The sequence below is a fragment of the Jatrophihabitans cynanchi genome (genome assembly GCF_027247405.1).
In the GTDB taxonomy this organism is placed as follows: Bacteria; Actinomycetota; Actinomycetes; order Mycobacteriales; family Jatrophihabitantaceae; genus Jatrophihabitans_B; species Jatrophihabitans_B cynanchi.
On record NZ_CP097463.1, the window covers coordinates 3222999 to 3246863 of the forward strand.

Sequence of the window (23865 nt, forward strand, 5' to 3'; positions counted from 1 at the left end):
TCAGACCTGGAAGCGGCGCCGGTGCGGATGGACGAATGGCGCCGCTGGACGAGCTCGATCGGCGCATCGTCGCCGCACTGCGGGCGGACGGCCGGATGTCCATGCGCGCCCTCGCCAGCGCGCTGCACATTTCCCGGGCGAGCGTGTACAGCCGGGTGGAGCGGCTCGAGCGGGACAAGGTGATCACCGGCTACACCGCGACCGTGGACCCGGAGAAGTGTGGCCTCGCCCTGTCGGCCTACGTCTACCTGAGCGTCAAGCAGCAGTCCTGGAAGGCGTTGCGGCGCAAGGTGTTGAGCATCGCCGAGGTCGACCACGCAGCGCTGGTGTCCGGCGAGCACGACATGGTGCTGCTGGTGCGCGCTCCCGATGCCGCGGCGCTGCGCGACCTGGTCCTGAACAAGTTGCAGGACATGCCGGAGGTGCAAGGCACCCAGACCGTCCTGATCTTCGAGGAGGCGACCCGCTGAGGCGGCCTCAGCCTCTCCTGCGCGCGCTCCCCCCATCGGCAGTGACGTCTGCGCGCGCCTTCCCCCACCCGGTGACGCCCTGCGCGTGCGCCTTCCCCCACCCGGCTTACGCTCTGCGCGCGGCTTCCCCGACCGGCTTACGCTCTGCGCGCGGCTTCCCCCACCGGCTTACGCCCTGCGCGCGGCTTCCCCCACCGGCTTACGAGATCCGGCCCCTCTTTTTGGTTACCCGGTGGGGGGAGACGGCCCGGTTTGGTCACCGGGTGGGGGGAGCCGAACCCGGGCTGGTCACATGGTGGGGGGAGCCGAACTCCCGGGCTGGTCACCTGGTGGGGGAGCCGAAGTGGGCAGCCGGAGACCGTCGAAGGCGATCGCGCAGACCGAGTCGGCCAGCGACTGGCCGCCGAGGCGCCGTCCCGGTCGGTACCACTCGACCAGCGAGTTGACCATGCCGAACAGCAGCCGGGCGGTCACCGCGGGGTCGACGTCCGGACGGATGTCGCCGTCGCGTTCGGCCTGCTTGACCAGGTCGGCGACCACCCGGTCGAACGCACGCCGGCGGTTCAGCGCGGCACGCTCGACGTCGGTGTTGCCCCGCACGCGTAGCAGCAGCGTGACGTAGGGCAGTTCGGCCTGCAGCACCTCGACGCTGCCCCGTACCAGCCGTTCCAGCCGTTCGATCGCCGGCGCCCTAAGAGCGCGGGCCTCGTCGGCAACGGCGAACAGCCCGTCCAGCGCGCGGTCGAGTGCGAGCCGCAGCAGTTCCTCCTTGCCGGAGACGTGGTGGTAGATCGCCGACTTGGCGATACCGAGGCGCCGGGACAGATCCTCCATGCTGGTGCCGTCGTAGCCGCGTTCGTTGAACACCTCGACGGCCACGGCCAGCAGGCGCGCCACGTCGTAGCCCGGACGTCCGCGCCGGGCGGGCACCGCGTCCGGCGCGGCGGTCACGCGGGGCCCTCCCGAAGTGGCTGGCCGCGCAGTTGCTGGCTGCGCCCACGGAACTCGGCTATCACGTCGGTGCCGCGGCGCACCGTGACGTCGTACACGCCGGAGCGGCCGAAGCGGGTCCGCACGACCGCTTCCGCGGTCAGCACGTCGCCCGTGCGGGCCGGTGCGACGAACACGATCTCGGCGGCGGCTGCGACGGTAACCGGGCCGTAGCTGTTGCACGCGCAGGCGAACGCGGTGTCGGCCAGCGAGAAGATCATCCCGCCGTGCGCCACGTCGTGCCCGTTCACCATGTCCGGACGGACGCTCATCCGGGTGACGGCGCGCCCCTCGGCCTGCTCGATCACCTCGATGCCCAGGGCGCGCGACGCTGCGTCGGCGGCCATCATCGCCTGCACGGCGGTCAGTTGCGCCATCGCTCGGGCCTCCGCTCCTATTACTGAACGTCCGGTCGAGTTACTGAACGTCCGGTCGAGAATAGTGCCACAAGTCCTGTACAGTCCTGGACCTTACGGGTAAATTACTGAACGTACGGTCGGGAATACGCGGGTTTGCGAGGTCTGATTGATGACAGTGCTGCGCAGCTATGTCGGCGGTCGGTGGACGGCTCCGGACGACGGCCAGCCGGTCCATGACGCGGTGACCGGGCAGGAGGTCGTCCGCGTCTCGTCCGAGGGCGTCGACATGCGCGCTGCGCTCGAGTACGCGCGAGCCACCGGCGGCCCGGGCCTGCGCGCCCTCACCTTTCATGAGCGTGCGGCGCTTGCCAAGGCGGTGGGCCTGATGCTGCGTGAGCACCGCGAGGAGCTGTACGCACTGTCCGCCCGCACCGGCGCGACGCTGGGCGACTCCAGGTTCGACATCGACGGTGGCATCGGCGTGCTGCTCAGCTACGCCAGCAAGGCCAAGCGTGAGCTGCCGAACGACCGCTTCTACGTCGAGGGTGCGGTCGAACAGCTCGGCCGCGGCGGGCAGTTCGTCGCGCAGCACGTGCTGACCCCGCGGCTCGGCGTCGCCGTACAGATCAACGCGTTCAACTTCCCGGTGTGGGGCCCGCTGGAGAAGTTCGCACCCGCGCTGATCGGCGGCGTGCCGTCGTTGATCAAGCCCGCGTCGCAGACGTCCTACCTGACCGCGCGCGTCGTCGAGCTGATCGTCGAGTCCGGCCTGCTGCCCGACGGCGTGCTGCAGCTGGTGTGCGGCAGCGCCGGCGACCTGCTCGACCACCTCGGCGAGCAGGACCTGCTTTCGTTCACCGGCTCGGCCGCGACCGCGCAGCGACTGCGCTCGCACCCGTCGGTGGTGGCGCGCTCGGTGCGCTTCAACGCCGAGGCCGATTCGCTGAACTGCTCGATCCTCGGCCCGGACGCCGAGCCCGGTACTGCCGAGTTCGACCTGTACGTGAAGCAGTTGGTGACCGAGATGACCGTGAAAGCGGGCCAGAAGTGCACCGCGATCCGGCGCGCGTTCGTCCCGCGCGAGCGGGTCGACGCGGTCGTAGCGGCCGTGTCGGCGCGACTGGCCAAGATCGTGGTCGGCAACCCGGCGGACGAGTCGGTGCGGATGGGGGCGCTGGCCAGCCTGGAGCAGCGCGAGGAGGTGCGCCGGTCGCTGAAGGCGCTGCGTGAGGCCGGACGGTTGGCGTTCGGCGACCCGGAGCACGTCGACGTAGTCGGCGCGGACGCCGAGCGCGGGGCCTTCATCTCGCCGCTGCTGCTGGTGTGCGAGGACACCCGGCGGGCCGAGCCGCATGAGGTCGAGGCGTTCGGGCCGGTCAGCACGATCATGGGCTACACCGACACCGCTGACGTGATCGACCTCGCCGCGCGCGGGCTGGGCAGCCTGGCCGGCTCGATCGTCACGGCCGACGCCGACTTCGCGCGTGACGTCGTGCTCGGCGTCGCGCCGTGGCACGGCCGGCTGCTCGTGCTCGACAGCGAGGCGGCACCGGAGTCCACCGGGCACGGTTCGCCGCTTCCGATGCTGGTGCACGGCGGTCCGGGCCGGGCCGGCGGCGGCGAGGAGCTGGGCGGGATGCGTGGCGTGCTGCACCACATGCAGCGCACCGCCGTGCAGGGCAGCCCGCGGATGCTGTCCGCGGTGACCGGACGCTGGGTGCGGGGCGCGGCACGCACCGAGGGCGAGCACCCGTTCCGCAAGTCGCTGGCCGAGCTGCGGATCGGGGACACCGTGGTCGGCGGCCCCCGCGCGGTCAGCCTCGAGGACATCGAGCACTTCGCCGAGTTCACCGGCGACACGTTCTACGCGCACATGGACGAGGAGGCCGCGGCGGCGAACCCGTTCTTCGACGGCCGGGTCGCGCACGGCTATTTGATCGTGTCGCTGGCAGCGGGCCTTTTCGTGCAGCCCGATCCTGGCCCGGTGCTGGCCAACTACGGCATCGACAACCTGCGCTTCCTCACCCCGGTGTATCCCGGCGACGAGCTGACCGTGACGCTCACCTGCAAGCAGATCAGCCCGCGCGAGGGCGAGTACGGCGAGGTGCGCTGGGACGCCGAGCTCACCAAGCAGGACGGCTCGGTGGCGGCCCAGTACGACGTCCTGACGATGGTCGCGAAGCGGTGGCCGGCATGACCGAGACGCTCGAGCACCACTTCGACGAGACGATCGCGCACGAGCGGCGCATCGAGCCGCGTGACTGGGTGCCGGACGGCTACCGCAAGACGATGATCCGGCAGATCGCGCAGCACGCGCACTCGGAGATCATCGGCATGCAGCCGGAGGGAAACTGGATCACGCGCGCGCCGTCGCTGCGCCGCAAGGCGATCCTGCTCGCGAAGGTGCAGGACGAGGCGGGCCACGGGATGTACCTGTACTCGGCCGCCGAGACGCTCGGGGCCGATCGGGCCGAGCTCACCGAGATGCTCATCAGCGGCCGGCAGAAGTACTCGTCGATCTTCAACTACCCGACGCTGACGTTTGCCGACGTGGGCGTGATCGGCTGGCTGGTCGACGGCGCCGCGATCTGCAATCAGGTGCCCCTGTGCCGCTCGTCGTACGGGCCGTACGCGCGGGCGATGGTGCGCATCTGCAAGGAGGAGTCGTTCCACCAGCGGCAGGGCTACGAGCTGCTGATGACGATGATGCGCGGCACGCAGGCGCAGCGGGACATGGTGCAGGACGCGACGAACCGCTTCTGGTGGCCGTCGCTGATGATGTTCGGGCCGCCCGATGCGTCCTCACCGAATACCGCGCAGTCGATGGCCTGGGGCATCAAGCGGCACACCAACGACGAGCTGCGCCAGCGGTTCGTGGACATGAGCGTGCCGCAGGCCGACAAGCTCGGCGTCAGCCTGCCTGACCCGGAGCTGCGCTGGAACGCCGAGCGCGGGCACTACGACTTCGGCGCCGTCGACTGGGACGAGTTCACGCAGGTGGTCAAGGGCAACGGGCCGTGCAACGTGCAGCGGGTCGCGCACCGCCGCAAGGCGCACGAGGACGGCGCCTGGGTCCGCGAGGCGGCGATGGCCCATGCCACCAAGGCCAAGCAGCCGGCGGAGCTGGAGCGATGAACGACTGGCCGCTGTTCGAAGTGTTCCTGCGGGGCAAGCGCGGGCTCAACCACGTGCATGTCGGGTCGTTGCACGCGGCCGATCCGCAGATGGCGCTGCACCACGCGCGCGACCTGTACACGCGGCGCAACGAGGGCGTGAGCATCTGGGTCGTCGCCTCCAGCGACATCACCGCGTCCAGCCCGGACGAGAAGGACCCGTTCTTCGCGCCGAGCGGCGACAAGGTGTACCGGCACCCGACGTTCTACGACATCCCCGCCGATGTCCCGCACATGTGATGGGCGGACCGATGGCTGAAGACGAGTTCACCGCGTATCACTCCCTCGGCGAGGACAGCGAGGACCACCGCTGGGCGTTCGGCACCGGCTTCACCGATCCGCTCGAAGGGATCGACACGTCCGTCCCGGAGGGGATCGACCCGCCGTCGCTGGCCGCGTACTGCCTCGCGCTCGGCGACGACGCGCTGATCTACAGCCACCGGCTGCAGCAGTGGCTGACCCGGATGCCGGAGCTGGAGGAGGAGACGGCGCTGGCGAACATCGCGCTCGACCTGCTCGGCCAGGCCCGCATGCTGCTGGCCCGCGCCGCCAAGGCCGACCCGTCGCTCGGCGCGGACGAGGATGCCCTCGCCTTCCTGCGCGAATCGAAGCAGTTCCGCAACGTGCGCCTGGTGGAGCGGCACGACGACGACTTCGCCGAACTCGTCGCGCGGCTGCTGGTGTTCGCGACCTGGCGGCTCGCCCTGTTCACGAAGCTGAGCGCGTCGGGGGATCCGGTACTTGCCGCGATCGCGGCGAAGGGCGCGAAGGAACTCGCGTACCACCGCGACTACGCCGGGCAGTGGGTGGTGCGCCTCGGCGACGGCACCGGCGAATCACACGCCCGCATGCAACGTGCGCTCGACACGCTGTGGCCTTTGGTCGGCGAGCTGTTCGTCATCACCGGCGTCGAGCAGGCGCTGCCGGGCACCGCGGTCGATCCCGCGCTCGTCCGGCCCGAGACCGACGCGATCATCGACACCGTCCTGGCCACGGCCGGCCTCGACCGTCCGGACGTCGCGCCGCTCGGCACGCTCGCCGGTCGGGCCGGCCGCGACGGCGTGCACACCGAGGCGCTCGGCTACGTGCTGGCCGAACTGCAGAGCGTCGCCCGTGCCCACCCGGACGCGACGTGGTAGCGCCGGCGCTCACCGCCTGGGACGTCGCGGCGCAGACCCCGGACCCCGAGTTGCCGATGGTGACCGTCGCCGATCTCGGCATCCTGCGTTCGGTCGAGCAGGACGGCGACCGGGTGGTCGTGACGATCACGCCGACGTACAGCGGCTGCCCCGCGATGCGCGAGATCGGCGCCGATCTGCGGCATCGCCTGCAGCAGGCCGGCTACGCCGAGGTCGAGGTGCGCACCGAACTCGCCCCGGCCTGGACCAGCGACTGGATCACGGCCGACGGGCGGCGCAAGCTCGCCGGCGCGGGCATCGCCCCGCCGCACAGCGCGCCCGCGCGACACGGTCCGGCGCCGCTGAACCTCGGGCTCACCCGGCGCGCCGTCCAGTGCCCGCAGTGCGGTTCGGCGAACACCGAGCGCAGCGCAGACTTCGGCAGTACCGCCTGCAAGGCGCTGTACCGCTGCGCCGACTGCAGCGAGCCGTTCGAGTACGTCAAGGAAATCTGATGGCTGCCCCGGTCACGTCGCGCACCGAGTTCTTCCCACTCACCGTCGCCCGCGTCGATGCACTGACCGACGACGCGGCGGCTGTGACGTTCGCGGTCCCGGACGAACTGCGTGAGCGGTTCGCGTTCGCGCCTGGGCAGTCGCTGACCGTGCGGCGCCGGGTGGGCGAGGCGGACGAGCGCCGCTCGTACTCGATCTGCGTCCCGGCCGGCGCGGCGCCGCGCATCGGCGTGCGGGCGGTCGCCGGTGGCGCGGTGTCCGGCTGGCTGGTCCGCGAGCTCGCACCGGGGGACGTGGTCGAGGTGCAGGCGCCGAGCGGGGCGTTCACGCCCGACCTGGCCGCAGCCGGGCGGCATGTGCTGCTCGCGGCCGGCAGCGGCATCACCCCGATGCTCTCCATCGCCGGGTCGGTGCTCGCCGCCCATGCGGACGCGGAGGTCACGCTGGTCTACGGCAATCGCCGCAGCGACAGCGTGATGTTCGCCGACGAGCTGGCCGATCTGAAGGACCGCTACCCGGCACAACTGCAACTGGTGCACGTCCTCTCGCGCGAGCCGCAGGAGGTAGAGCTGTTCAACGGCCGGCTGGACGCGGCCAAGCTGCGCGCGCTGCTGCCCGCGACCGTCGACGTCGACGCCGTCGATCACTGGTGGCTGTGCGGGCCGTTCGGCATGGTCACCGACGCGATCGACGTGCTCACCGAGTTCGGCGTGCCGCGTGCCCGCATCCATCGCGAGCTGTTCTACGTCGGCGACGATCCCCCGGCCGAGGTGCACCATGTCGACGCCCCGATCGGGACGGGCGCCGAGGTGACGGTCGTGCTGGACGGACGCACCACGGTGGTCACGGTCCCGCCGGACACCGCGGTGCTCGACGGCGCGCAGCGGGTCCGCCCCGATCTGCCGTTCGCCTGCAAGGGCGGCGTGTGCGGCACCTGCCGGGCCCTGGTGCGGCACGGCGAGGTGCGGATGCGGCGCAACTACGCGCTCGAGCAGGACGAGGTCGACGCCGGCTACGTGCTCACCTGCCAGGCACTTCCCGTCTCGGACGAGATCACCGTCGACTATGACGCGTAAGAACCAGGACGCCTGAGAGAGGATTCTCCATGCAGGACCGCACGCCGGACCCCGCCAGCCTCGAACCGATCGAGCGAGCGTCGATCGACGAGCTGCGCGCGCTGCAGCTGGAGCGGCTGCAGTGGTCGTTACGGCACGCCTACCAGAACGTGCCGCACTACCGCACGGCGTTCGACGGCGCCGGCGTGCACCCGGACGACTGCAAGGACCTCGACGACCTCGCCAGGTTCCCGTTCACCACCAAGGCGGATCTGCGCGACAACTACCCCTTCGGCATGTTCGCGGTGCCGCAGTCGCAGGTCTCACGCGTGCATGCGTCCTCCGGCACCACCGGCCGTCCCACCGTCGTCGGCTACACCGCCGAGGACATCAGGACCTGGTCGTCGGTCATGGCGCGCTCGATCCGTGCGGCAGGCGGACGCCCCGGCGACAAGGTGCACGTCGCCTACGGCTACGGGCTGTTCACCGGCGGCCTGGGCGCGCACTACGGCGCCGAGGCGCTGGGCTGCACGGTGATCCCGGTGTCCGGCGGCATGACCGAGCGTCAGGTGATGTTGATCCAGGACTTCGAGCCGGACATCATCATGGTCACGCCGTCGTACATGCTGGCGATCGTCGACGAGCTGGAGCGGCAGGGCATCGACCCGCGCTCCACGTCGTTGTCGGTCGGCATCTTCGGCGCCGAGCCGTGGACGAACGACATGCGCCGCGAGATGGAGCAGCGGTTGGACATGCACGCCGTCGACATCTACGGGCTGTCCGAGGTGATGGGCCCGGGTGTCGCGAACGAGTGCGTGGAGACCAAGGACGGTCTGCACATCTGGGAGGACCACTTCTACCCGGAGATCATCGACCCGATCACCGGGGCGGTACTGCCGGACGGTCAGGAGGGCGAGCTCGTCTTCACCTCGTTGACCAAGCAGGCGATGCCGGTGGTGCGCTACCGCACCCGCGACCTGACCCGGTTGCTGCCCGGAACCGCGCGGACGATGCGGCGGATGGAGAAGATCACCGGGCGTTCGGACGACATGATCATCCTGCGCGGGGTGAACCTGTTCCCCACCCAGATCGAGGAGCTGATCCTGCGCACCCCGGCGCTGGCGCCACATTTCCAGTGCGTGCTGACGCGTTCCGGCCCGCTGGACGAACTGACCGTCCAGGTGGAGCGGCGGGTGGAGGTCAGCGCCGCCGACGCGGAGACGGCCGGACACGAGCTCCGCGGCCTGGTGAAGCGGACGATCGGGGTGAGCGTGGCCGTGCGGGTGCTCGAGCCGAACGGCATCGAGCGTTCGCTGGGCAAGGCGCGCCGGGTCGTCGACCAGCGGCCGGCACGTTAGCGCGTGCCCCCGGGCGATCGGCGGGGCGTATGCCAGCACGAGCACGACCGATCCTGGCGCCTGACGGCGGGGGTTGTCGCGGCGATAGTGGATTGCCCCGGGATCCGGGGCAATCCACTACACGCCGGCACGTAGGGGGGCGACGGGCAGGCATCGCCCCGGGTGCGGGGCACGGCGATCGCCTTCCGGTCGCCCGATCACCGCGCGCGTGCGTGCTGCGCCAGGATCTTGCGCAGCTGGTCGACGAACCGCAGGGACTCCTCGTGCGGGCGCTGCCAGACGTTTCGCCCGAAGATCAGCCCGGTCGCCCCGGCATCCATCGATCGAGTGGCCTTCTCGAGCATCGCCTCGTCGCCTTGCCGGCTCCCGCCGGATACGAGCACCAGCGTGTTGTTGGCCGAGCGCACCACCGCGTCGATCGCGGCCTGGGCGGAGAAACTCGCCCGGTAGACCTCCGGGACGTCGGCGATCTTGTCCGGGTGCGGGAAGTTGACCTTGACGACGTCGGCGCCGAGTTCGCTTGCAACGCGCGCGGCGTAGTCGACCGCGTAGAACGAGTCGCGGCCGCCCTTCGCCTCGATCGCCTCGCCGCGGGGATACGCCCAGACGATCAAGGGCATACCGAGGCGTTGCGCGTCGGCGCGTACGGTTCGGTACTGCTCGAAGTCGGTCACCTGTTCGGGCGTGCCGACGTAGAGCGTGTACCCGACCGCGTCGGCGCCGAGCCGGACAGCGTCCTCGACCGTGGCGTGCACCGGCGAGAGGGCGCGGGCATCGGACGGGATATCGGTCTTGCCGTTCAGCTTCAAGATCAGCGGTACCTCGCCGGCGAAGTCCCAGAACAGCTTCTCGGCAAACCCGATCTGCGTGACGATGCCGTTGAAGCCGCCCTCGACAGCGAGCTTGAGGATGTAGCTCGGGTCGGACGCCGCAGGGTTGGCGAAGAAGTCGCGTGGACCGTGCTCGAGTCCTTGGTCATAGGGCAGGAACAGTGCCGTGCCGTTACCCAAGCCGTGCCCGAACAGCAGCCGGTGCAGGCGAGCCCGCTTGCCGGCGTTGAGTCCGAGTTCGCGTAGCGCATGCGGTGTGGACGTCATCGTCTCGATCTCCTCCACGAGTCGGCAGCACTGCTGCATGGCACAACGCTCCCGCGACCGGGCGACCGCGATTAGATCCGTCCCGCCCGAAACGCGTAGGACCTAAGGCCACGCGCCACGGCGGAGCTCACCGCGATCGTCGCGTCTGAGCCTGCGAAGTCGAGCGTGACATCGGTGCCGGGCCGTTGGTCCGAGCCGCCGGGCAGGGACCGAGGTCCGACGTCGAGTCGAACGTCGGTCGGTGGCGTAGGCCGTTCGCCTCTGGTTCGGCGCGCACTGCGGCGACAGGTTGGACTTGCCGGAGCGACCGGCAGAGTTCCGTCGGCAGCGCATTGCCCGGCGGGGCTGGTCACGACGCGTGAAGCGTCACCAAGGAGATCATCATGAGCGTCACGAAGCGAGAATCGCGGACGTCCTGGCCGGCGACGGGGCTTGCCTGGCCGGAAGAGCGGGTTGACCGTGCGTTCCGCGACATGTTCCGGGATCTGTTCGCCGGGCGGCCGCTGGGGGAGCGCTTCGCCGAAGGCGGGTTGAACCCGATTCACCTGGAGGAGTTCGTCGACAACGGCACGTGCGTGATCCGCGCCGAACTGCCCGGCATCGACCCGGACAAGGACGTGGAGATCACGGTCGCGGACGGAGTCCTGCAGCTGCATGCGCACCGTGAGGAGCGCAAGGAAGACAAGCGCCCGGACGGCTACCGGTCCGAGTTCCACTACGGCAGCTTCCGCCGTACCGTCGGGTTGCCCAAGGGCGTCAGGGAAGAGGACGTCAAGGCAACCTACAAGGACGGCATCCTCGAGGTCCGCGTGCCGCTCGGCGAGCTGACACCGGCTCCGACCAGGATTGCGATCGAACACAGCTGACGGCGGAACCGGGCGGATCGATGAAGGGCCTCGTCGTGAGCGACGCCGGTGCTCGCACCGCAGCAAAGGCAGGGCACCGGACCCGGCAGCTGCGCGGCGGATCGTTCGCCTGTCGCGCCGCGATCTGCGTCGCTGTGATGTTCCTGGCCGCGTGCGGCAGCGGCTCGTCGAGTGTCGTCCGCACGCAGGGGCCGACGCTCTCAACGCCACCGGCGTCACCGGCGTCGCCGGCGTCGGCGGCGTCGGCGGCGTCGTCGCCGGCCCGGTCCACCCGGGCACGGGCGCAGCCGCGGGTATCGGTGCGGCCGTCACTGGGCCTGCGCAATCGCCAGACCGTCCGGGTGAGCGGGTCCGGGTTCAGTGCGAACCAGGCGCTGCAGGTGATCCAATGCGCGGTGAAGGGGGCGAGCACGGGTCCGGGCGACTGCAACCTGACCGGCATGCTCTCCGCCACGTCCGACGGACTCGGCCGGGTGAGCGTGGATCTGGTCGTCCTGCGCGGCCCGTTCGGCACCAACAACATCATCTGCGGTGCGCGTCAGGCCTGCCTCGTCTCGGTGACGCAGGCCTCGCTGTCGCCCACCGAGGAGGCCGACGCGCCGATCACGTTCGCGCCGGTGACCAGTTAGCCGCGGGTCATATCGGCGGCCGGGTGGGTGTGCTCGATCCGGCCGTCGCGCATCCGGACGATCCGATCAGCGGCCCCCGCCACGCGCTGATCGTGGGTGACCATCACGATGGTGAGCGAGGGTCGGTCCCGGCGGAGCCGTTCGATCAGCTCGATCACGCGTTCGACCGATGCCGAGTCAAGGCTGCCGGTCGGCTCGTCGGCCAGCAGCAGCGGTGGGTCGTTGGCCAGCGCGCGTGCAAGTGCCACGCGTTGCCGCTCGCCGCCGGACAGTTTGGTCGGTGGCCGGTCTTCGCGTCCGCCGAGATCGACGTCCGCCAGGAGTGCGCGCGCCCGCTCGGCCCGCCCACGGCGGCGCAGTCCCCGGCCGAGCATCGCGATCTCGACGTTCTGCTGTGCGGTCAGCTGAGGGAGCAGGTTGTGCAGTTGAAAGACGAGCCCGACCTGGGTGCGCCGGAACTGGGCGTGGCCGCGGTGCGAACCCAGTGCCCGGCCGAACACGTCGACCGAGCCCGAGTCCGGTGTCTCGAGCGCAGCGATGAGGTGCAGCAGGGTCGACTTGCCACACCCGGACGGCCCGGTGATGGCGACCCACTCGCCCCGTAGCACCACCATGTCGACGCCGTCGAGCGCACGCACCACCCCCGCATCGAAGAACTTGTGCACGCCGCGCAGGCAGATGGCGCTGTCGCTGTCCGGCGACCGCTCACTCATGGCGCAACGCCTCCAGAGGTGACAGCCGGGCCGCTCGGCTCGCCGGGTACAGGCCGCCGAGCAGGCTCATGGCGCCCGCCGTGTAGACGGCCCGCCAGAACGCCCCGGACGTGTAGACCGGGTGCAAGATCCCGACCAGACTGGGCAGTTGGCCCAGGATCTGCGTTGCGGCGAACGACAACCCGACTCCCGCGGCCGCACCGACGAGGCCGATGGACAGTGCCTCGCACATCACCATCAGCAAGATCCGCAGGCGTGACCATCCGATCGCAGCGAGGATCCCGAACTCGCGGGTGCGTTCGATGAAGCTCATCGTCATGGTCGTCATGACGATGATCGCGCCGATCACGATCGCGAGCAGGGTGCTTCCCTGATCGGCGGCGTTGATGAGCGCGAGGCTACGGTCGGCGCGTCCGAAGTCGGCGGCGGTCTGCACGGTGACCAGCTGCGGGTTGTCGTGTTCGATCCGAGCTCGCAGTGAGCTGATGTCCGTTCCGGGTCGCACCCGGACGAACACCAGGGTCAGCTCACTCGGCTGACGCTGGGCGGCCTGGAACGGTACGAGCGGCAGCATCGCGCCGGCGTCTCCCAGTGCCTGCCCGGTGGAGAAGATGCCGACGACGTGCAACGCCGTGCCGTCGATGGTGATCGTGTCACCGGTGTGCTTGCCGAGGTTGCTCGCTGCCCGCCAGCCGAGCAGCACCTCATTCGTCGCCGTTGCGGTGAACGCCGCGCCGGACACGACGGTGACTCCGAAGTCGCTCAGCTGATCGGGTTTGATCCCGATCTCGAGGAACAGCGGATTGTCCGCGTTCAACCTCGTGGTACCGACCAGCACTCCGGTCGCCGCGGCGATGTCGGGAGAGGCGGCGATGCGTCGCAGCGTCGCGTCGTCGATGTTGCTGTTGAGCAGGTCCGAGACACCTTTCTGGGCAATGGTGAAGTCGGCGCGACCGGTCTGCATGATCGACAGGGCGCTGGCCCGGAGGCTGTGGTCGACGATGCTGAACGTCACCACCGTCAACACGCCGATCGCGATCGCCAGCGAAGTCAAGGCCAACCTCAGCTTCTTGACCACGACGTTGTGGAACACCAGCCCGGCGAACGTCAACCCCGCGGAGCCGTGGGCGCGGGCCGGCTCGGTCATCGGGGACCTCCCGCACGCGGCTACGCGGCCGCTTCCTGCGCCCGGTGCTCACACCGTCTCGTGACGAACACGGTCGCCGGCAGTGTCACAGGTCCCGCGCCGCGCCGGTCCTTGGTCGGCGGCTGCAGCAGACAGGTCCGCCGTCATCCGGTCGGGAGCGTCGCCCGACGGACTTTCGGCCCTTGCGGTCGCAGGCACGCCTGCGATTGCGTGGAGCCAGTTGGCCTGCATTCACCGCGACGGGAGATCCACCGATGGCCGCCATCACGGTCCGGGGACTGCGCGTGCAGTACGGATCATTTCGCGCGGTCGACGATCTCAGCTTCGACGTGGGCCGCGGGGAGATCTTCGCGCTGCTCGGGCCCAACGGCGCGGGGAAGACCACGACGATCGAGGTCCTCGAAGGCCACCGCCGACGGACGTCCGGTTACGTCCAGGTGTTGGGTGTCGACCCGGACCGGGGCGGCCGCGCCTACCGCGAACGGATCGGGATCATGCTGCAGGGCGGCGGCATCGACGCGGACCTGACGGTTGCCGAGACGATGCGGCTCTACGCCCGCCTCTACCGCCGGCCGCGCTCGGTCGGCGAGACCATCGACCTGGTAGGCCTGACCGGGCAGCGCGGCACGCGAGTGGGCGCCCTGTCCGGTGGGTTGGAGCGGCGCCTTGATCTGGGGTTGGCGCTGATCGGCGATCCGGAACTGCTCTTCCTTGACGAGCCGACGACCGGATTCGACCCGACCGCCCGCCGCTCGGCCTGGGAGATGGTGCAGCGGCTGCGCGAGTTGGGCATGACCGTGCTGCTCACCTCGCACTACATGGACGAGGTGGAACACCTCGCCGATCGGGTGGCGGTGATGCGCCGCGGGGTCATCGTCGCCGAGTCCACCCCGCGCGGGCTGGGCGGACGCGACGTCGCCCAGGCGCTGATCACCTTCCAGGTTCCGTATGCGAGCTGGCGCGATGAGCTCGTGGCCGGGCCGTGGACCGAGCAGCCGGGGCCGCCCGGGCAGGACGACGTGCTCACGCTGCGTACCGACCAGCCGACCCGGGCACTCGCCATCCTCACGAGCTGGGCAACCGAGCGGGGTGAGGAGCTGTCCGGGCTCACCGTCATGCGGCCGTCGCTGGAGGACACCTACCTGACCATCACGGGCGCCGAGCCGTCGCACGCAGACCCGGCGACAGCCTGATGGCCGCCACGCCTGCGATCCCGGACCGGCGTAGCCGCTTCGGGCTGCAGTTGGCGGCCGGGCAGGTCCGCTACCAGGTGCTGTTGCTGCTGCGTAGCCCCATCGGCACCTTCACAGCGCTGGTCATCCCGTTGATGCTGCTCGTCGCGCTCAATGTCGCGACGCCGGAGGGCACGGTGCGCGTGCTGCACGGGACCCGCTACGCGGACTTCTTGACGCCGGCGATGGCTGTGTTCGCCGTGCTCAATGCCTGCTACGTCAATGTCATCACCTCGACGGTGCTCGCCCGCGAGGGTGGCATTCTCAAGCGGTTGCGCGGGACACCGTTGCCACTGTGGGCCTACGTCCTCGGCCGTGGGGTAGCCGCGGCCGTTGTCGCACTCGCCTCGGTGATCGTCGTTGTCGCGGTGGGGTCTGTCTTCCTGCACGTGCACCTGGACGGTGGCCGGGTTGCGGCGCTCGCCGGCGTGACCGGCCTGGGCATCGTCAGCTTCACGATCCTCGGTCTCGCGGTGAGCACACTCATACCGCGTCCGGACTCCGCGCTTCCCGTCGCGTACGGGACGTTGCTGCCGCTGGCGTTCATCTCCGATGTGTTCTTCCCGGCCACCGGTGAGCCGGGGTGGCTGCACCAGGTCGCAGCCAGATTCCCGCTGGCCCCGATCGCCGAGGCGGCGGAGCGCATCTTCACCACCACGGGAACCGGCTGGCCGATGAGCCAATCGCAGCTGACCGTCACGCTGGCCTGGACTGCGGGTTCCTCGCTCATCACCGGAGCCGCCTTCCGGTGGCAGCCAGGCTCCGCGGTGTCGTGGCATCGCACGTGGGGCCGCCGCCGCGGTGGTCGCGGACGCGGTGGGCCGCGGAACGTCGGGGGCGCTCAGCGGCCGGTCGGTTCGGTTTCGAACTCGGGCTCGCCGGGCCGGGGTCCGTGATGCAGCAGGTAGCCGCAGAACCAGCCGCGGGCCAGGATCGCGGCCTTGGCAAGCGTGCCGGGCTCCTCGAACAGGTGGCTCGCCCCGGGCACGACCTCCAGCCGGCTGGTGCACCGCAGTTCGGCCTGTGCTCGACGGTTCAGCTCGAGCACTGCGCCGTCGTTGCCGCCGACGATCAGCAAGGTGGGCGCGCGGACCGCGCTCAGGCGTGACCCCGCCAGGTCCGGACGTCCCCCGCGCGACACGACGGCAGCGACCTGGCTGTCAGGCTCGGCGGCCGCCCATAGGGCGGCTCCGGCTCCGGTACTGGCCCCGAAGTAGCCGATCCGCGCGGCCCGGGTGTCGCTCCGGCCACGCAGCCAACTTGTGGCGGCCGTCAGGCGAGCCGCCAGCAGGCCGATGTCGAAGACGTTGGCACGATCGTGCTCCTCCTCGGTGGTGAGCAGGTCCAGCAGGAGCGTGCCGAGCCCGGCGCGGCCGAGTACGTCGGCCACGTAGCGGTTGCGCGGGCTGTGCCGGCCGCTGCCGCTGCCGTGCGAGAACACCACGACGCCGGTGACGTGGTCGGGCAGGTGCAGGTGGCCCTCCAGTGTCGCCGTCGCGCCGAGCGGGATCGTCACGTCACCGTCGAATCCGCCGTCCGATGCACCGCGCCCGGCTGAGCCCTGCCGCACGCGCTGGGCCGCAGCATCGAGGAGAGTGATCACCTTCTCATCGCTGGTCGGGGAGAAGTCGCGGTAGTGCGCCCCGACCGCCAGGAAGTCGTCCGGGATCGAGACGCACACGACCGCGTCCGCCTCCGACAGCTTCTGCACCGTTTCGGCCGGCGCGACCGGTGCGGCCATGATCACCCGGGCCGCACCCAGCTTGCGGGCCACCTGGCAGGCCACCCGGGCTGTCGAACCGGTCGCGATCCCGTCATCGACGATCACCGCGACGCGACCAGTGAGGTCGACGCGTGGGCGGCCTCGTCGCAGCCGTGTCACCCGGGTCTCGAGGGCTGCCCGCTCACGGCGTTCGACCGTGGCCAACTCCGCCGCGGTGATCCGGGCCGCCGCCAGCACGCCGGGATCGAGCACCCGCGCGCCGCCCTCGCCGATCGCGCCCATCGCCAGCTCGGGTCGCAACGGCAGCCCGAGCTTGCGCACGACGATCACGTCCAGCGGCACACCAAGGGCCGCCGCGACCTCGAACGCCACCGGCACCCCGCCGCGCGGCAACCCCAGAACCACAACGTCCTGCCCACGGACAGCTTCCAGCTCCCGGGCCAGCCGGCGACCTGCGTCCACCCGATCGGCAAACATGACCATCGGCTCGCACCCCCGTCGCTCGACACGGCCGGTTCCGGCACGCCTCAGTCCAGCCCGGCGGTCTGCAACCGCAGCAGCGGACGGCAGTGATGGCGCGACGGCACAGGTACGTCCAGCAGCCCGCGCCGGTTTCGGAACAGGCTCACCTGGCGCACATCGACGAAGATCGGGCAGCCGGCGACATGGCCGACGATCGCCTCATGAGGGCTCACCGTGTGCAGCGTGGCGGGCAACGTGGTGGCACCGGCGGGCCAGGACACGATGACGTGCTGCGGGCCGCTCTGCGCGACCAGGTCACGCAACGCGCGACGCGCTCGCACCGTGACCCGCACCCGGCGTCTGGAACCGCGGCGCTGGCTACCGATCACACTGCTCGATACCTGCATCGGCCATCTCCCGTGTTCCAGGCGCTACCGGCGCGGTGCCGACTTCCGCAAGTGTCGTGCGGTGTAGAGATCGCCTTCAGGGCCTTTGGTCATACCGCCGACCGGACCTTTGCCGGCCCGCACCCTGCCTCTCGCGGGAAGCGGTTCTGGCCTTGTCGGCCGATGTGACCTTCGGCCGTGTGCAGCGAAGGCACGTGCAATCCACGATGGGGTATGAGTTCTCGACGCGGCCGGGCCCGAGGAGCCGGAGGCGATGCATCGTGACTACGGCACTCGACGCGACCACGTTTCCGATGCCGGCACCGTCGGTCCCCCGGATGCTGCAACAGCGGGCGACGGCGAGCCCACGAGACGAGGCCTTCCGATTCCCACACGAGAATCGGTGGACGTCGGTGAGCTGGGCCCAAGTGTGGGAGACGGTGCAGGTTACCGCCGCCGGCCTGCTCGCCTTGGGCATCCGGCCCGAGGATCGGGTCGCGATCGCGAGCAGTACCTGCATCGAGTGGATCTACGCCGATCTTGCGATCATGTGCGCTGGCGCGGCGACGACGGCGGTCTACCCGACCACCCGCGCCGAGGACGTCACCTTCGTCCTGCGCGATAGCGGAACCCGGATCGCGTTCGCCGAGGACGACGTACAGATCGCCAAGTTGCGCTCGCAGCGCGATCACCTGCCGGACCTGGTGCGCGTGATCGCCTTCGACGGCGAAGCGGACGGCGAATGGGTGTTGAGCCTGGCCGAGCTGCAGGCTCTCGGTGCCAAGCTCCTCGTCGAGGACCCGAGCGCAGTCGATCACACCGTAGCCGCGATCGGTCCCGACCAGTTGGCCACCCTGATCTACACCTCCGGAACCACGGGCCGGCCCAAGGGCGTGGAGTTGCCGCACCGATCCTGGACATATCTCGGTGCGGCCGCCGAGGCACTCGAACTCGTGCACCCCAGCGATCTGCAGTACCTGTGGCTGCCGTTGTCCCACGCGTTCGGCAGGATGCTGCTGGCGGTGCAACTTCAGGTCGGGTTCGCCTCGGCCGTCGACGGCCGCGTGGACAAGATCATGGACAACGTCCGGGTCGTTCGACCGACGTTCATGGCCGGCCCACCCCGGATCTTCGAGAAGGTCCATGCGAAGGTCGTCCAGACCGTCGAAGAAGAGGGCGGCGTCAAGTCCCGGGTGTACGCGTGGGCGGTCGGCGTGGGTGCCCGGGTATCGCAGTCGCGGCTGCAGGATCGAAGACCGAACGCGGCCGTGCGGGCGCAGTACGCGGTTGCCGACCGCCTGGTGTTGCGCACGATTCGCGCCGGTCTCGGCGGCCGGATCCGGTTCCTGGTCTCCGGCAGCGCCGCCCTGGCACCGGAGATCTCGGCCTGGTTCGCCGCTGTCGGGCTTGCGGTGATCGAGGGTTACGGGCTGACGGAGACCGGTGGCGGCGCCTGCATCGCGAGCATCGCGCACCCGGCATTCGGCACGGTGGGCTCGGCCCTGCTCGGCTCGCAGATCAGGCTCGCCGACGACGGCGAGATCTTCGTTCGCGGGCCGATGGTGATGCGCGGCTATCACAATCTGCCCGAGGCCACAGCTGAGGTGCTGACCGAGGACGGCTGGCTCGCCACCGGCGACGTCGGAGAACTCGATGCGGCGGGCAGGCTGAAGGTCACCGACCGCAAGAAGGATCTCGTCAAGACCAGTGGCGGCAAGTACATCGCACCCCAGGTCATCGAAGTCATGTTCAAAGCGCTGTGCCCGCTCGCCAGCCACATCCTGGTGCACGGCGAGGGCCGCAACTACGCCACGGCGCTGATCAGCCTCGACCCGGACGCGCTGGCGCAATGGGGCCGGGCGCGAGCACTCAAGGGCAGCGACTATCAATCACTCGCGGCCGATCCGGCCGTCGAGGAGTATGTGCGCACCTGCGTCTCCGAGCTCAACGGCCGGGTCAACCGGTGGGAGAGCATCAAGGACTTCCGCATCGTGAACCACGACCTCACCGTCGAGGACGACGAGCTGACGCCGAGCATGAAGATGAAGCGCAACGTCATCGAGGCCAGATTCCGCAATCTCCTCGACTCGATGTACCAGGGACGCCCAGGTGATCGAGGCGATCACGGGTAGCGCCCCGACCATTGACCCGAGCCACGGACAACGGTCCAATTGATCACCACTGAGTGACGAAAGGCCAGTGCCTGCAACTGTCGACTCTGTTTTCTTGGACGTATGACGCGACACCACGATTCGACCTCGGCGGCCGGCGCGGTCCAGACCCCCCGGCCCGATGGCGGCCGCCCACCGGACGAGACAGCGGCAGCAAACACGACGGCGCGACGTGCTGCTCTACGACTCCCGTCGCAAGCTGCACTACGAGAAGCCCTCATGGCGAGGGTGGTCACATCTGATCTGGTTCGTGGCCTCCGTAGTGGTCGGCACGCTGCTCGTCCTGGCGGCCGCCGGTGCCACCCGCACGGTCGCGGCGGCGATCTTCGCCGCGAGCGTCAGCGGGCTGTTCGGCGTCAGTGCCCTCTACCACCGCGGCAGCTGGCGGCCCCGGGCACGAAGCATCGTGCAGCGCGTCGACCACCTCATGATCTTCGTTCTCATCGCCGGAACGGCAACACCTGTGTTCGCGCTCGCGGCGCCGGGCACCTACGGGCGGGTCTGCCTGATCGTGATGTGGTCGCTGACCCTGGTGGCGACCGTCTTCCATCTGGTCTGGATGAGCGCGCCCGATTGGCTGGTCGGCGGCACGTTCATCGGCCTCGGGGCGATCGCGGCGCTGGCGCTGCCGCAGATCTGGACCGACGTCGGCGTCGCCGCCGCGCTACTCGTGCTCGCCGGCGGCGCGATCTACATCCTCGGAGCGGTCGGCTACTACCGGCGCTGGCCAGATCCCGCGCCGACCGTCTTCGGCTACCACGAGGTCTTCCACGCGTGCGTGTGCGCAGCGGCCACCTGCCACTACGTGGTGATCGCCATGCTCCTCCTGTGGTCGTGACCAACCGCCCGCAGGCGTCCTGCATCTGCTGGCCGCTGGCTGGTCGTCGATCGCCCCGACGATGCCGCGGCCGACTCTCCGGGCGGTGAGACCTACCTGCGCCTCGTGGAGAAGGTCACCGAAGCTGAGTCACCCAGGCCGAGCCCGGGCAGGCAGCGGCGCGTCCGGCAATCGCCGCACCGCCTTGGAGCTCGCGGCTTCGGATTACCGCAGGCACGGGTGGCCGGCCGGTCACCGTCGCGGTAGGACAATGACCGGATGAACCGCCTCGCGTCGTCGACGAGCCCGTACCTGCGCCAACACGCCGACAATCCGGTGGACTGGTGGGAGTGGAGCGACGAGGCGTTCGCGGAGGCTCGGCGGCGCGACGTCCCGATCCTGCTCTCGGTCGGCTACGCGGCTTGCCACTGGTGCCACGTAATGGCGCACGACTCGTTCGAGAACGCCGACATCGCCGCGGTGCTGAACGAGCACTACGTCAGCATCAAGGTCGACCGTGAGGAACGTCCGGACATCGACGCCGTCTACATGGACGCAACGACCGCGCTCACCGGCCAGGGTGGCTGGCCGATGACGTGCCTGCTCACGCCGGACGGATCCCCTTTCTTCGCCGGGACATTCTTCCCCCGGGCGCAGTTCGCGCAGCTGCTGCAGTCGGTCGCGCAGGCGTGGCAGCGCAACCGCGACGAGGTCCTGCAGGCAGGACAGCAGGTAGTGTCCGCGCTCGCCAAGGCGAGCCTGCCCGCATCCGACGGACCGCCGCCGGACGCATCCCAGCTGGACGCGGCGGCCAAGCGGCTGGCGCTGCAGTTCGACCGCGAACATGGCGGCTTCAGCGGGGCGCCGAAGTTCCCGCCGCCGATGGTGCTGGAGTTCCTGCTGCGCCATTACGAGCGCACCGGCGACGCGGACGCGCTCGAGATGGCCGACGTGACCTTCGAGGCGATGGCCCGCGGCGGTATGTACGACCAGCTCGCGGGAGGATTCGCGCGCTACTCGGTCGACGCCGGCTGGGTGGTGCCGCACTTCGAGAAGATGCTGTACGACAACGCACTGCTGCTGCGCGCCTACCTGCACTGGTGGCGGCTGACCGGCTCGCCGCTCGGCCGGCGGATCGCCCGCGAGACCGCGGAGTTCCTGGTGCGCGACCTGGGCACCGACGAGGGCGGGTTCGCGTCCGCTCTGGACGCCGACACGAACGGTGTGGAAGGGCTCACCTACGTGTGGACGCCCTCCCAGTTGCGCGAGGTGCTGGGTGCTCGCGCGGACGAGGCTGCGGCCCTGTTCGACGTCACCGAGCAGGGCACCTTCGAGCACGGCGCCTCGACGCTGCAGCTGCGCGAGGATCCGGCGGACGACGGGGCATTCGACGAGCTGCGCGGCCTTCTGCTCGCCGCTCGCACCACGCGTCCGCAACCGGCGCGCGACGACAAGGTGGTGACCGGCTGGAACGGTCTGGCGATCGCCGCGCTCGCCGAGGCGTCGGTACTGCTGGGCGAACCGCGCTTCCTCGACGCCGCGCACCAGGCTGCCGAGTTGATCGTCGGGACGCATCTGGTGTCCGGACGGCTGCGGCGCACCTCGCGCGGCGGTGCGGTCGGCGGCGCGCTCGCGGTCGCGGAGGACTACGGCGATCTCGCCGACGGGCTACTGGTGCTGCACCAGGTCACCGCCGAGCCGCGCTGGCTGGGCGAGGCCGGCGCGCTGCTCGAGTTCGCGCGCGATCACTTCCTCGACCCGCGCGGACTGTTCTACGACACCGCCGACGATGCCGAGACGCTCGTGCGGCGCCCGCAGGACCCGACCGACAACGCGGCGCCGTCGGGCAACAGCGCACTGGCCACCGCGTTGCTGGCCCACTCGGCGCTGACCGGTTCGCTGGCCCAGCGCGCGGCCGCGGAGGCGGCGCTGGGAGCGGTGGCGCGGTTCTCCGTCGAGCAGCCGCGGTTCTTCGGCTGGACGCTCGCGGCCGGTGAGGCGCTGCAGAGCGGGCCGGTCCAGGTGGCGATCGTCGGCGAGCAGGGCGCCGCCCAGCAAGGTGCCGACCAGCAAGGTGCCGGTGCGCAAGGTGCCGGTGCGCAGGGTGCCGACCAGCAAGGTGCCGACCAGCAAGGTGCCGACCAGCAAGGTGCCGGTGCGCAAGGTGCCGGTGCGCAAGGTGCCGACCAGCAAGGTGCCGGTGCGCAAGGTGCCGGTGCGCAAGGTGCCGACCAGCAAGGTGCCGGTGCGCTGACCGAGACTGCGTGGCGGCACCGCCCGCCCGGCGCCGTGGTGCTGTCCGCCGAACCGAACGCCGCCGGCCTGCCGCTGCTCGCCGACCGCCCGCTGGTCGACGGCCGTCCGGCCGCCTACGTCTGCCGCGGCATGGTCTGCGACCTGCCGGTGACCGACGCGGACGCCCTGGTCGCCCAGTTGCGATCCTGATCGCTTCCCCCAGCGGCTTGCACGCCAGCCCGCGCGCTTCCCCCACGGGCGTACGAGCATTCGCGCGCCGCAGCCCTATGCCTCTCCGGTCCGTACGCGCCAGCCCGCGCGCTTCCCCCACGGGCGTACGAGCATTCGCGCGCTTCCCCCACCGGCTTACGAATATTCGGCAGCAAATCTGGTGACTGGGTGGGGGGAGCGGACGCGGGTTCGTAACTGAGTGGGGGGAGCGGACGCGGGCCCGCCACCCGGGTCGGGGAAGCGGACGCGGATTCGCCACCGGGTGGGGGGAGCGGACGCGGGTCCGTAACTGAGTGGGGGGAGCGGACGCGGGCTCGGCACCGGGGGAAGCGGACGCGGGCCCGGCACCGGGGGGAGCGGACGCGGGCTCGGCACCGGGTCGGGGAAGCGGGCGCGGGTTCGCCACCGGGTGGGGGAAGCGGACGCGGTTTCGAGAGCTACAGGTCCGGGCCCTGGGCCCGCAGCTTGTCGACCTCGGCCATCGCTTCGCGCAAACCGGCCAGCCACTCGTCGGTGTGCTCGCCCACCAGGGTCACGCACCAGGACAGCGCGTCGGCGCGCGAACGCGCCACCCCGGCGTCGACCAGGGTGTCCAGCACCCGCCGCTCGTCCTGCCGCAGCCGGGTCATCACCGGCACGGCCAGGTGCGTGAACAGCACCCGGGTGTCGCCGATCGACGCGCCCCACGCCAGCTTGCGGCGGTAGCGGGCCTCGGCCTCGTCGGCGATCTGCATCCGCTCCTCACGGGTCTGCTCCCGCCAGCGGCTGATCCGGCCCGCTGCCGCGGCCTCGCTGTCCGTCGGCGTCTCCGGCGGCGCCAGCTCGCCGGACACGATGATCTCCTCGCGGTCCACCGTCACGGTGGGCGCTCCGACGAACCAGTCCTCCGGCAGCCGGCCGGCCAGCCAGGCGCCGGCGTCGTCGGCGGGCGGCAGGTCGGCCTGCTGCCAGCCGCCGGGCCGCCCGAAGCCGCGTCCGCGCGGGCCGTGACCGCCGTGTCCGCCGTGTCCGCCGTGTGCGCCCCGGCCGCCACGGCGACGGGGTCCTTCTTCGGCATGCTCGTGCATCTGTCTCACTCCCTACTTGCCGTGATTACATGATTACACAGCAACAACGGA

23 protein-coding genes are annotated in these 23865 nt (G+C 70.4%); 15 read left to right on the plus strand and 8 right to left on the minus strand.

The features are described 5' to 3' along the window. The first annotated feature begins 35 nt into the window (after positions 1-35). Positions 36-470: an Lrp/AsnC family transcriptional regulator gene (locus M6B22_RS15700; RefSeq protein WP_269442505.1), complete on the plus strand. Its 435-nt coding sequence runs from the start codon at positions 36-38 to the stop codon at positions 468-470. Between the two features lie 288 nt (positions 471-758). Here M6B22_RS15700 and M6B22_RS15705 read toward each other — a convergent pair whose 3' ends face one another. Both M6B22_RS15705 and paaI read right to left on the minus strand, forming a co-directional pair. Continuing rightward, positions 759-1421, minus strand: coding sequence for a TetR/AcrR family transcriptional regulator (locus tag M6B22_RS15705; RefSeq protein ID WP_269442506.1), 663 nt, complete (start codon positions 1419-1421; stop codon positions 759-761). Continuing rightward, entirely contained in the window at positions 1418-1837 is a 420-nt protein-coding gene (gene paaI, locus M6B22_RS15710; protein WP_269442507.1) for a hydroxyphenylacetyl-CoA thioesterase PaaI, read from the minus strand. The genes M6B22_RS15705 and paaI overlap by 4 nt, the downstream gene beginning before the upstream one ends. A 151-nt stretch (positions 1838-1988) precedes the next feature. On the opposite strand from paaI, the gene paaZ reads away from it, so the two are divergent. From paaZ to paaK, 7 genes are read left to right on the plus strand one after another with little or no spacing between them, the layout of a single operon-like run. Beyond that, positions 1989-4016 carry a phenylacetic acid degradation bifunctional protein PaaZ gene (paaZ, locus tag M6B22_RS15715; protein ID WP_269442508.1) on the plus strand — a complete coding sequence of 676 codons (2028 nt, stop codon included), beginning with the start codon at positions 1989-1991 and terminating at the stop codon, positions 4014-4016. Continuing rightward, on the plus strand, positions 4013-4954 hold the full coding sequence (gene paaA / locus M6B22_RS15720; protein WP_269442509.1) for a 1,2-phenylacetyl-CoA epoxidase subunit PaaA: 942 nt from the start codon (positions 4013-4015) through the stop codon (positions 4952-4954). Before paaZ ends, paaA begins: the two co-directional genes overlap by 4 nt. After that, entirely contained in the window at positions 4951-5232 is a 282-nt protein-coding gene (gene paaB / locus M6B22_RS15725) for a 1,2-phenylacetyl-CoA epoxidase subunit PaaB (protein ID WP_269442510.1), read from the plus strand. Before paaA ends, paaB begins: the two co-directional genes overlap by 4 nt. 11 nt (positions 5233-5243) lie before the next feature. Beyond that, positions 5244-6131, plus strand: coding sequence for a 1,2-phenylacetyl-CoA epoxidase subunit PaaC (gene paaC, locus M6B22_RS15730; protein WP_269442511.1), 888 nt, complete (start codon positions 5244-5246; stop codon positions 6129-6131). A 56-nt stretch (positions 6132-6187) separates the two neighbouring features. After that, positions 6188-6625: a 1,2-phenylacetyl-CoA epoxidase subunit PaaD gene (gene paaD / locus M6B22_RS15735; RefSeq protein ID WP_407935718.1), complete on the plus strand. Its 438-nt coding sequence runs from the start codon at positions 6188-6190 to the stop codon at positions 6623-6625. Beyond that, the gene (gene paaE, locus M6B22_RS15740) at positions 6625-7701 is read left to right on the plus strand and encodes a 1,2-phenylacetyl-CoA epoxidase subunit PaaE (RefSeq protein WP_269442513.1); all 1077 of its coding nucleotides are present in this window, start codon (positions 6625-6627) and stop codon (positions 7699-7701) included. The genes paaD and paaE overlap by 1 nt, the downstream gene beginning before the upstream one ends. 29 nt (positions 7702-7730) lie before the next feature. Then, on the plus strand, positions 7731-9038 hold the full coding sequence (gene paaK / locus M6B22_RS15745; protein WP_269442514.1) for a phenylacetate--CoA ligase PaaK: 1308 nt from the start codon (positions 7731-7733) through the stop codon (positions 9036-9038). A gap of 197 nt (positions 9039-9235) precedes the next feature. On the opposite strand, the gene M6B22_RS15750 is transcribed toward paaK, so the two are convergent. Further along, positions 9236-10135: a class I fructose-bisphosphate aldolase gene (locus tag M6B22_RS15750; protein WP_407935719.1), complete on the minus strand. Its 900-nt coding sequence runs from the start codon at positions 10133-10135 to the stop codon at positions 9236-9238. Between the two features lie 383 nt (positions 10136-10518). Between M6B22_RS15750 and M6B22_RS15755 the strand changes: the two genes are divergently transcribed. Together M6B22_RS15755 and M6B22_RS15760 are read left to right on the plus strand one after the other, a co-directional pair. After that, positions 10519-11001 (plus strand): Hsp20/alpha crystallin family protein, encoded by a 483-nt coding sequence (locus M6B22_RS15755; RefSeq protein WP_269442516.1) that lies wholly within the window; start codon positions 10519-10521, stop codon positions 10999-11001. Between the two features lie 35 nt (positions 11002-11036). Next, positions 11037-11630, plus strand: a complete 594-nt coding sequence (locus M6B22_RS15760; RefSeq protein WP_269442517.1) for a neocarzinostatin apoprotein domain-containing protein — start codon at positions 11037-11039, stop codon at positions 11628-11630. On the opposite strand, the gene M6B22_RS15765 is transcribed toward M6B22_RS15760, so the two are convergent. After that, positions 11627-12343 carry an ABC transporter ATP-binding protein gene (locus M6B22_RS15765; RefSeq protein ID WP_269442518.1) on the minus strand — a complete coding sequence of 239 codons (717 nt, stop codon included), beginning with the start codon at positions 12341-12343 and terminating at the stop codon, positions 11627-11629. The two genes, M6B22_RS15760 and M6B22_RS15765, sit on opposite strands and share 4 nt — an antisense overlap. Continuing rightward, on the minus strand, positions 12336-13490 hold the full coding sequence (locus M6B22_RS15770; protein WP_269442519.1) for an ABC transporter permease: 1155 nt from the start codon (positions 13488-13490) through the stop codon (positions 12336-12338). Before M6B22_RS15770 ends, M6B22_RS15765 begins: the two co-directional genes overlap by 8 nt. Before the next feature lie 254 nt (positions 13491-13744). Here M6B22_RS15770 and M6B22_RS15775 point away from each other — a divergent pair, with 254 nt between their 5' ends. Together M6B22_RS15775 and M6B22_RS15780 are read left to right on the plus strand one after the other, a co-directional pair. Next, positions 13745-14683: an ABC transporter ATP-binding protein gene (locus tag M6B22_RS15775; protein WP_269442520.1), complete on the plus strand. Its 939-nt coding sequence runs from the start codon at positions 13745-13747 to the stop codon at positions 14681-14683. Continuing rightward, entirely contained in the window at positions 14683-15618 is a 936-nt protein-coding gene (locus tag M6B22_RS15780; protein WP_269442521.1) for an ABC transporter permease, read from the plus strand. Before M6B22_RS15775 ends, M6B22_RS15780 begins: the two co-directional genes overlap by 1 nt. On the opposite strand, the gene M6B22_RS15785 is transcribed toward M6B22_RS15780, so the two are convergent. Next, positions 15564-16928, minus strand: coding sequence for a phosphoribosyltransferase family protein (locus M6B22_RS15785; protein WP_269442522.1), 1365 nt, complete (start codon positions 16926-16928; stop codon positions 15564-15566). The two genes, M6B22_RS15780 and M6B22_RS15785, sit on opposite strands and share 55 nt — an antisense overlap. 44 nt (positions 16929-16972) lie before the next feature. Next, on the minus strand, positions 16973-17314 hold the full coding sequence (locus tag M6B22_RS15790; protein WP_269442523.1) for a hypothetical protein: 342 nt from the start codon (positions 17312-17314) through the stop codon (positions 16973-16975). Positions 17315-17349: 35 nt separating this feature from the next. Here M6B22_RS15790 and M6B22_RS15795 point away from each other — a divergent pair, with 35 nt between their 5' ends. The 3 genes from M6B22_RS15795 to M6B22_RS15805 all read left to right on the plus strand — a co-directional run bounded on the left by M6B22_RS15795 (position 17350) and on the right by M6B22_RS15805 (position 22726). Continuing rightward, complete coding sequence (locus M6B22_RS15795) at positions 17350-19425, plus strand: AMP-dependent synthetase/ligase (RefSeq protein WP_269442524.1); 2076 nt, start codon at positions 17350-17352, stop codon at positions 19423-19425. Between the two features lie 289 nt (positions 19426-19714). Then, a complete protein-coding gene (gene trhA, locus M6B22_RS15800; RefSeq protein ID WP_331459740.1) occupies positions 19715-20302 on the plus strand; it encodes a PAQR family membrane homeostasis protein TrhA in 588 nt (195 codons plus the stop codon). Positions 20303-20560: 258 nt separating this feature from the next. Then, positions 20561-22726 (plus strand): thioredoxin domain-containing protein, encoded by a 2166-nt coding sequence (locus M6B22_RS15805; protein ID WP_269442526.1) that lies wholly within the window; start codon positions 20561-20563, stop codon positions 22724-22726. Positions 22727-23184: 458 nt separating this feature from the next. On the opposite strand, the gene M6B22_RS15810 is transcribed toward M6B22_RS15805, so the two are convergent. Continuing rightward, entirely contained in the window at positions 23185-23814 is a 630-nt protein-coding gene (locus M6B22_RS15810; RefSeq protein WP_269442527.1) for a hypothetical protein, read from the minus strand. Between the last annotated feature and the right edge of the window lie 51 nt (positions 23815-23865).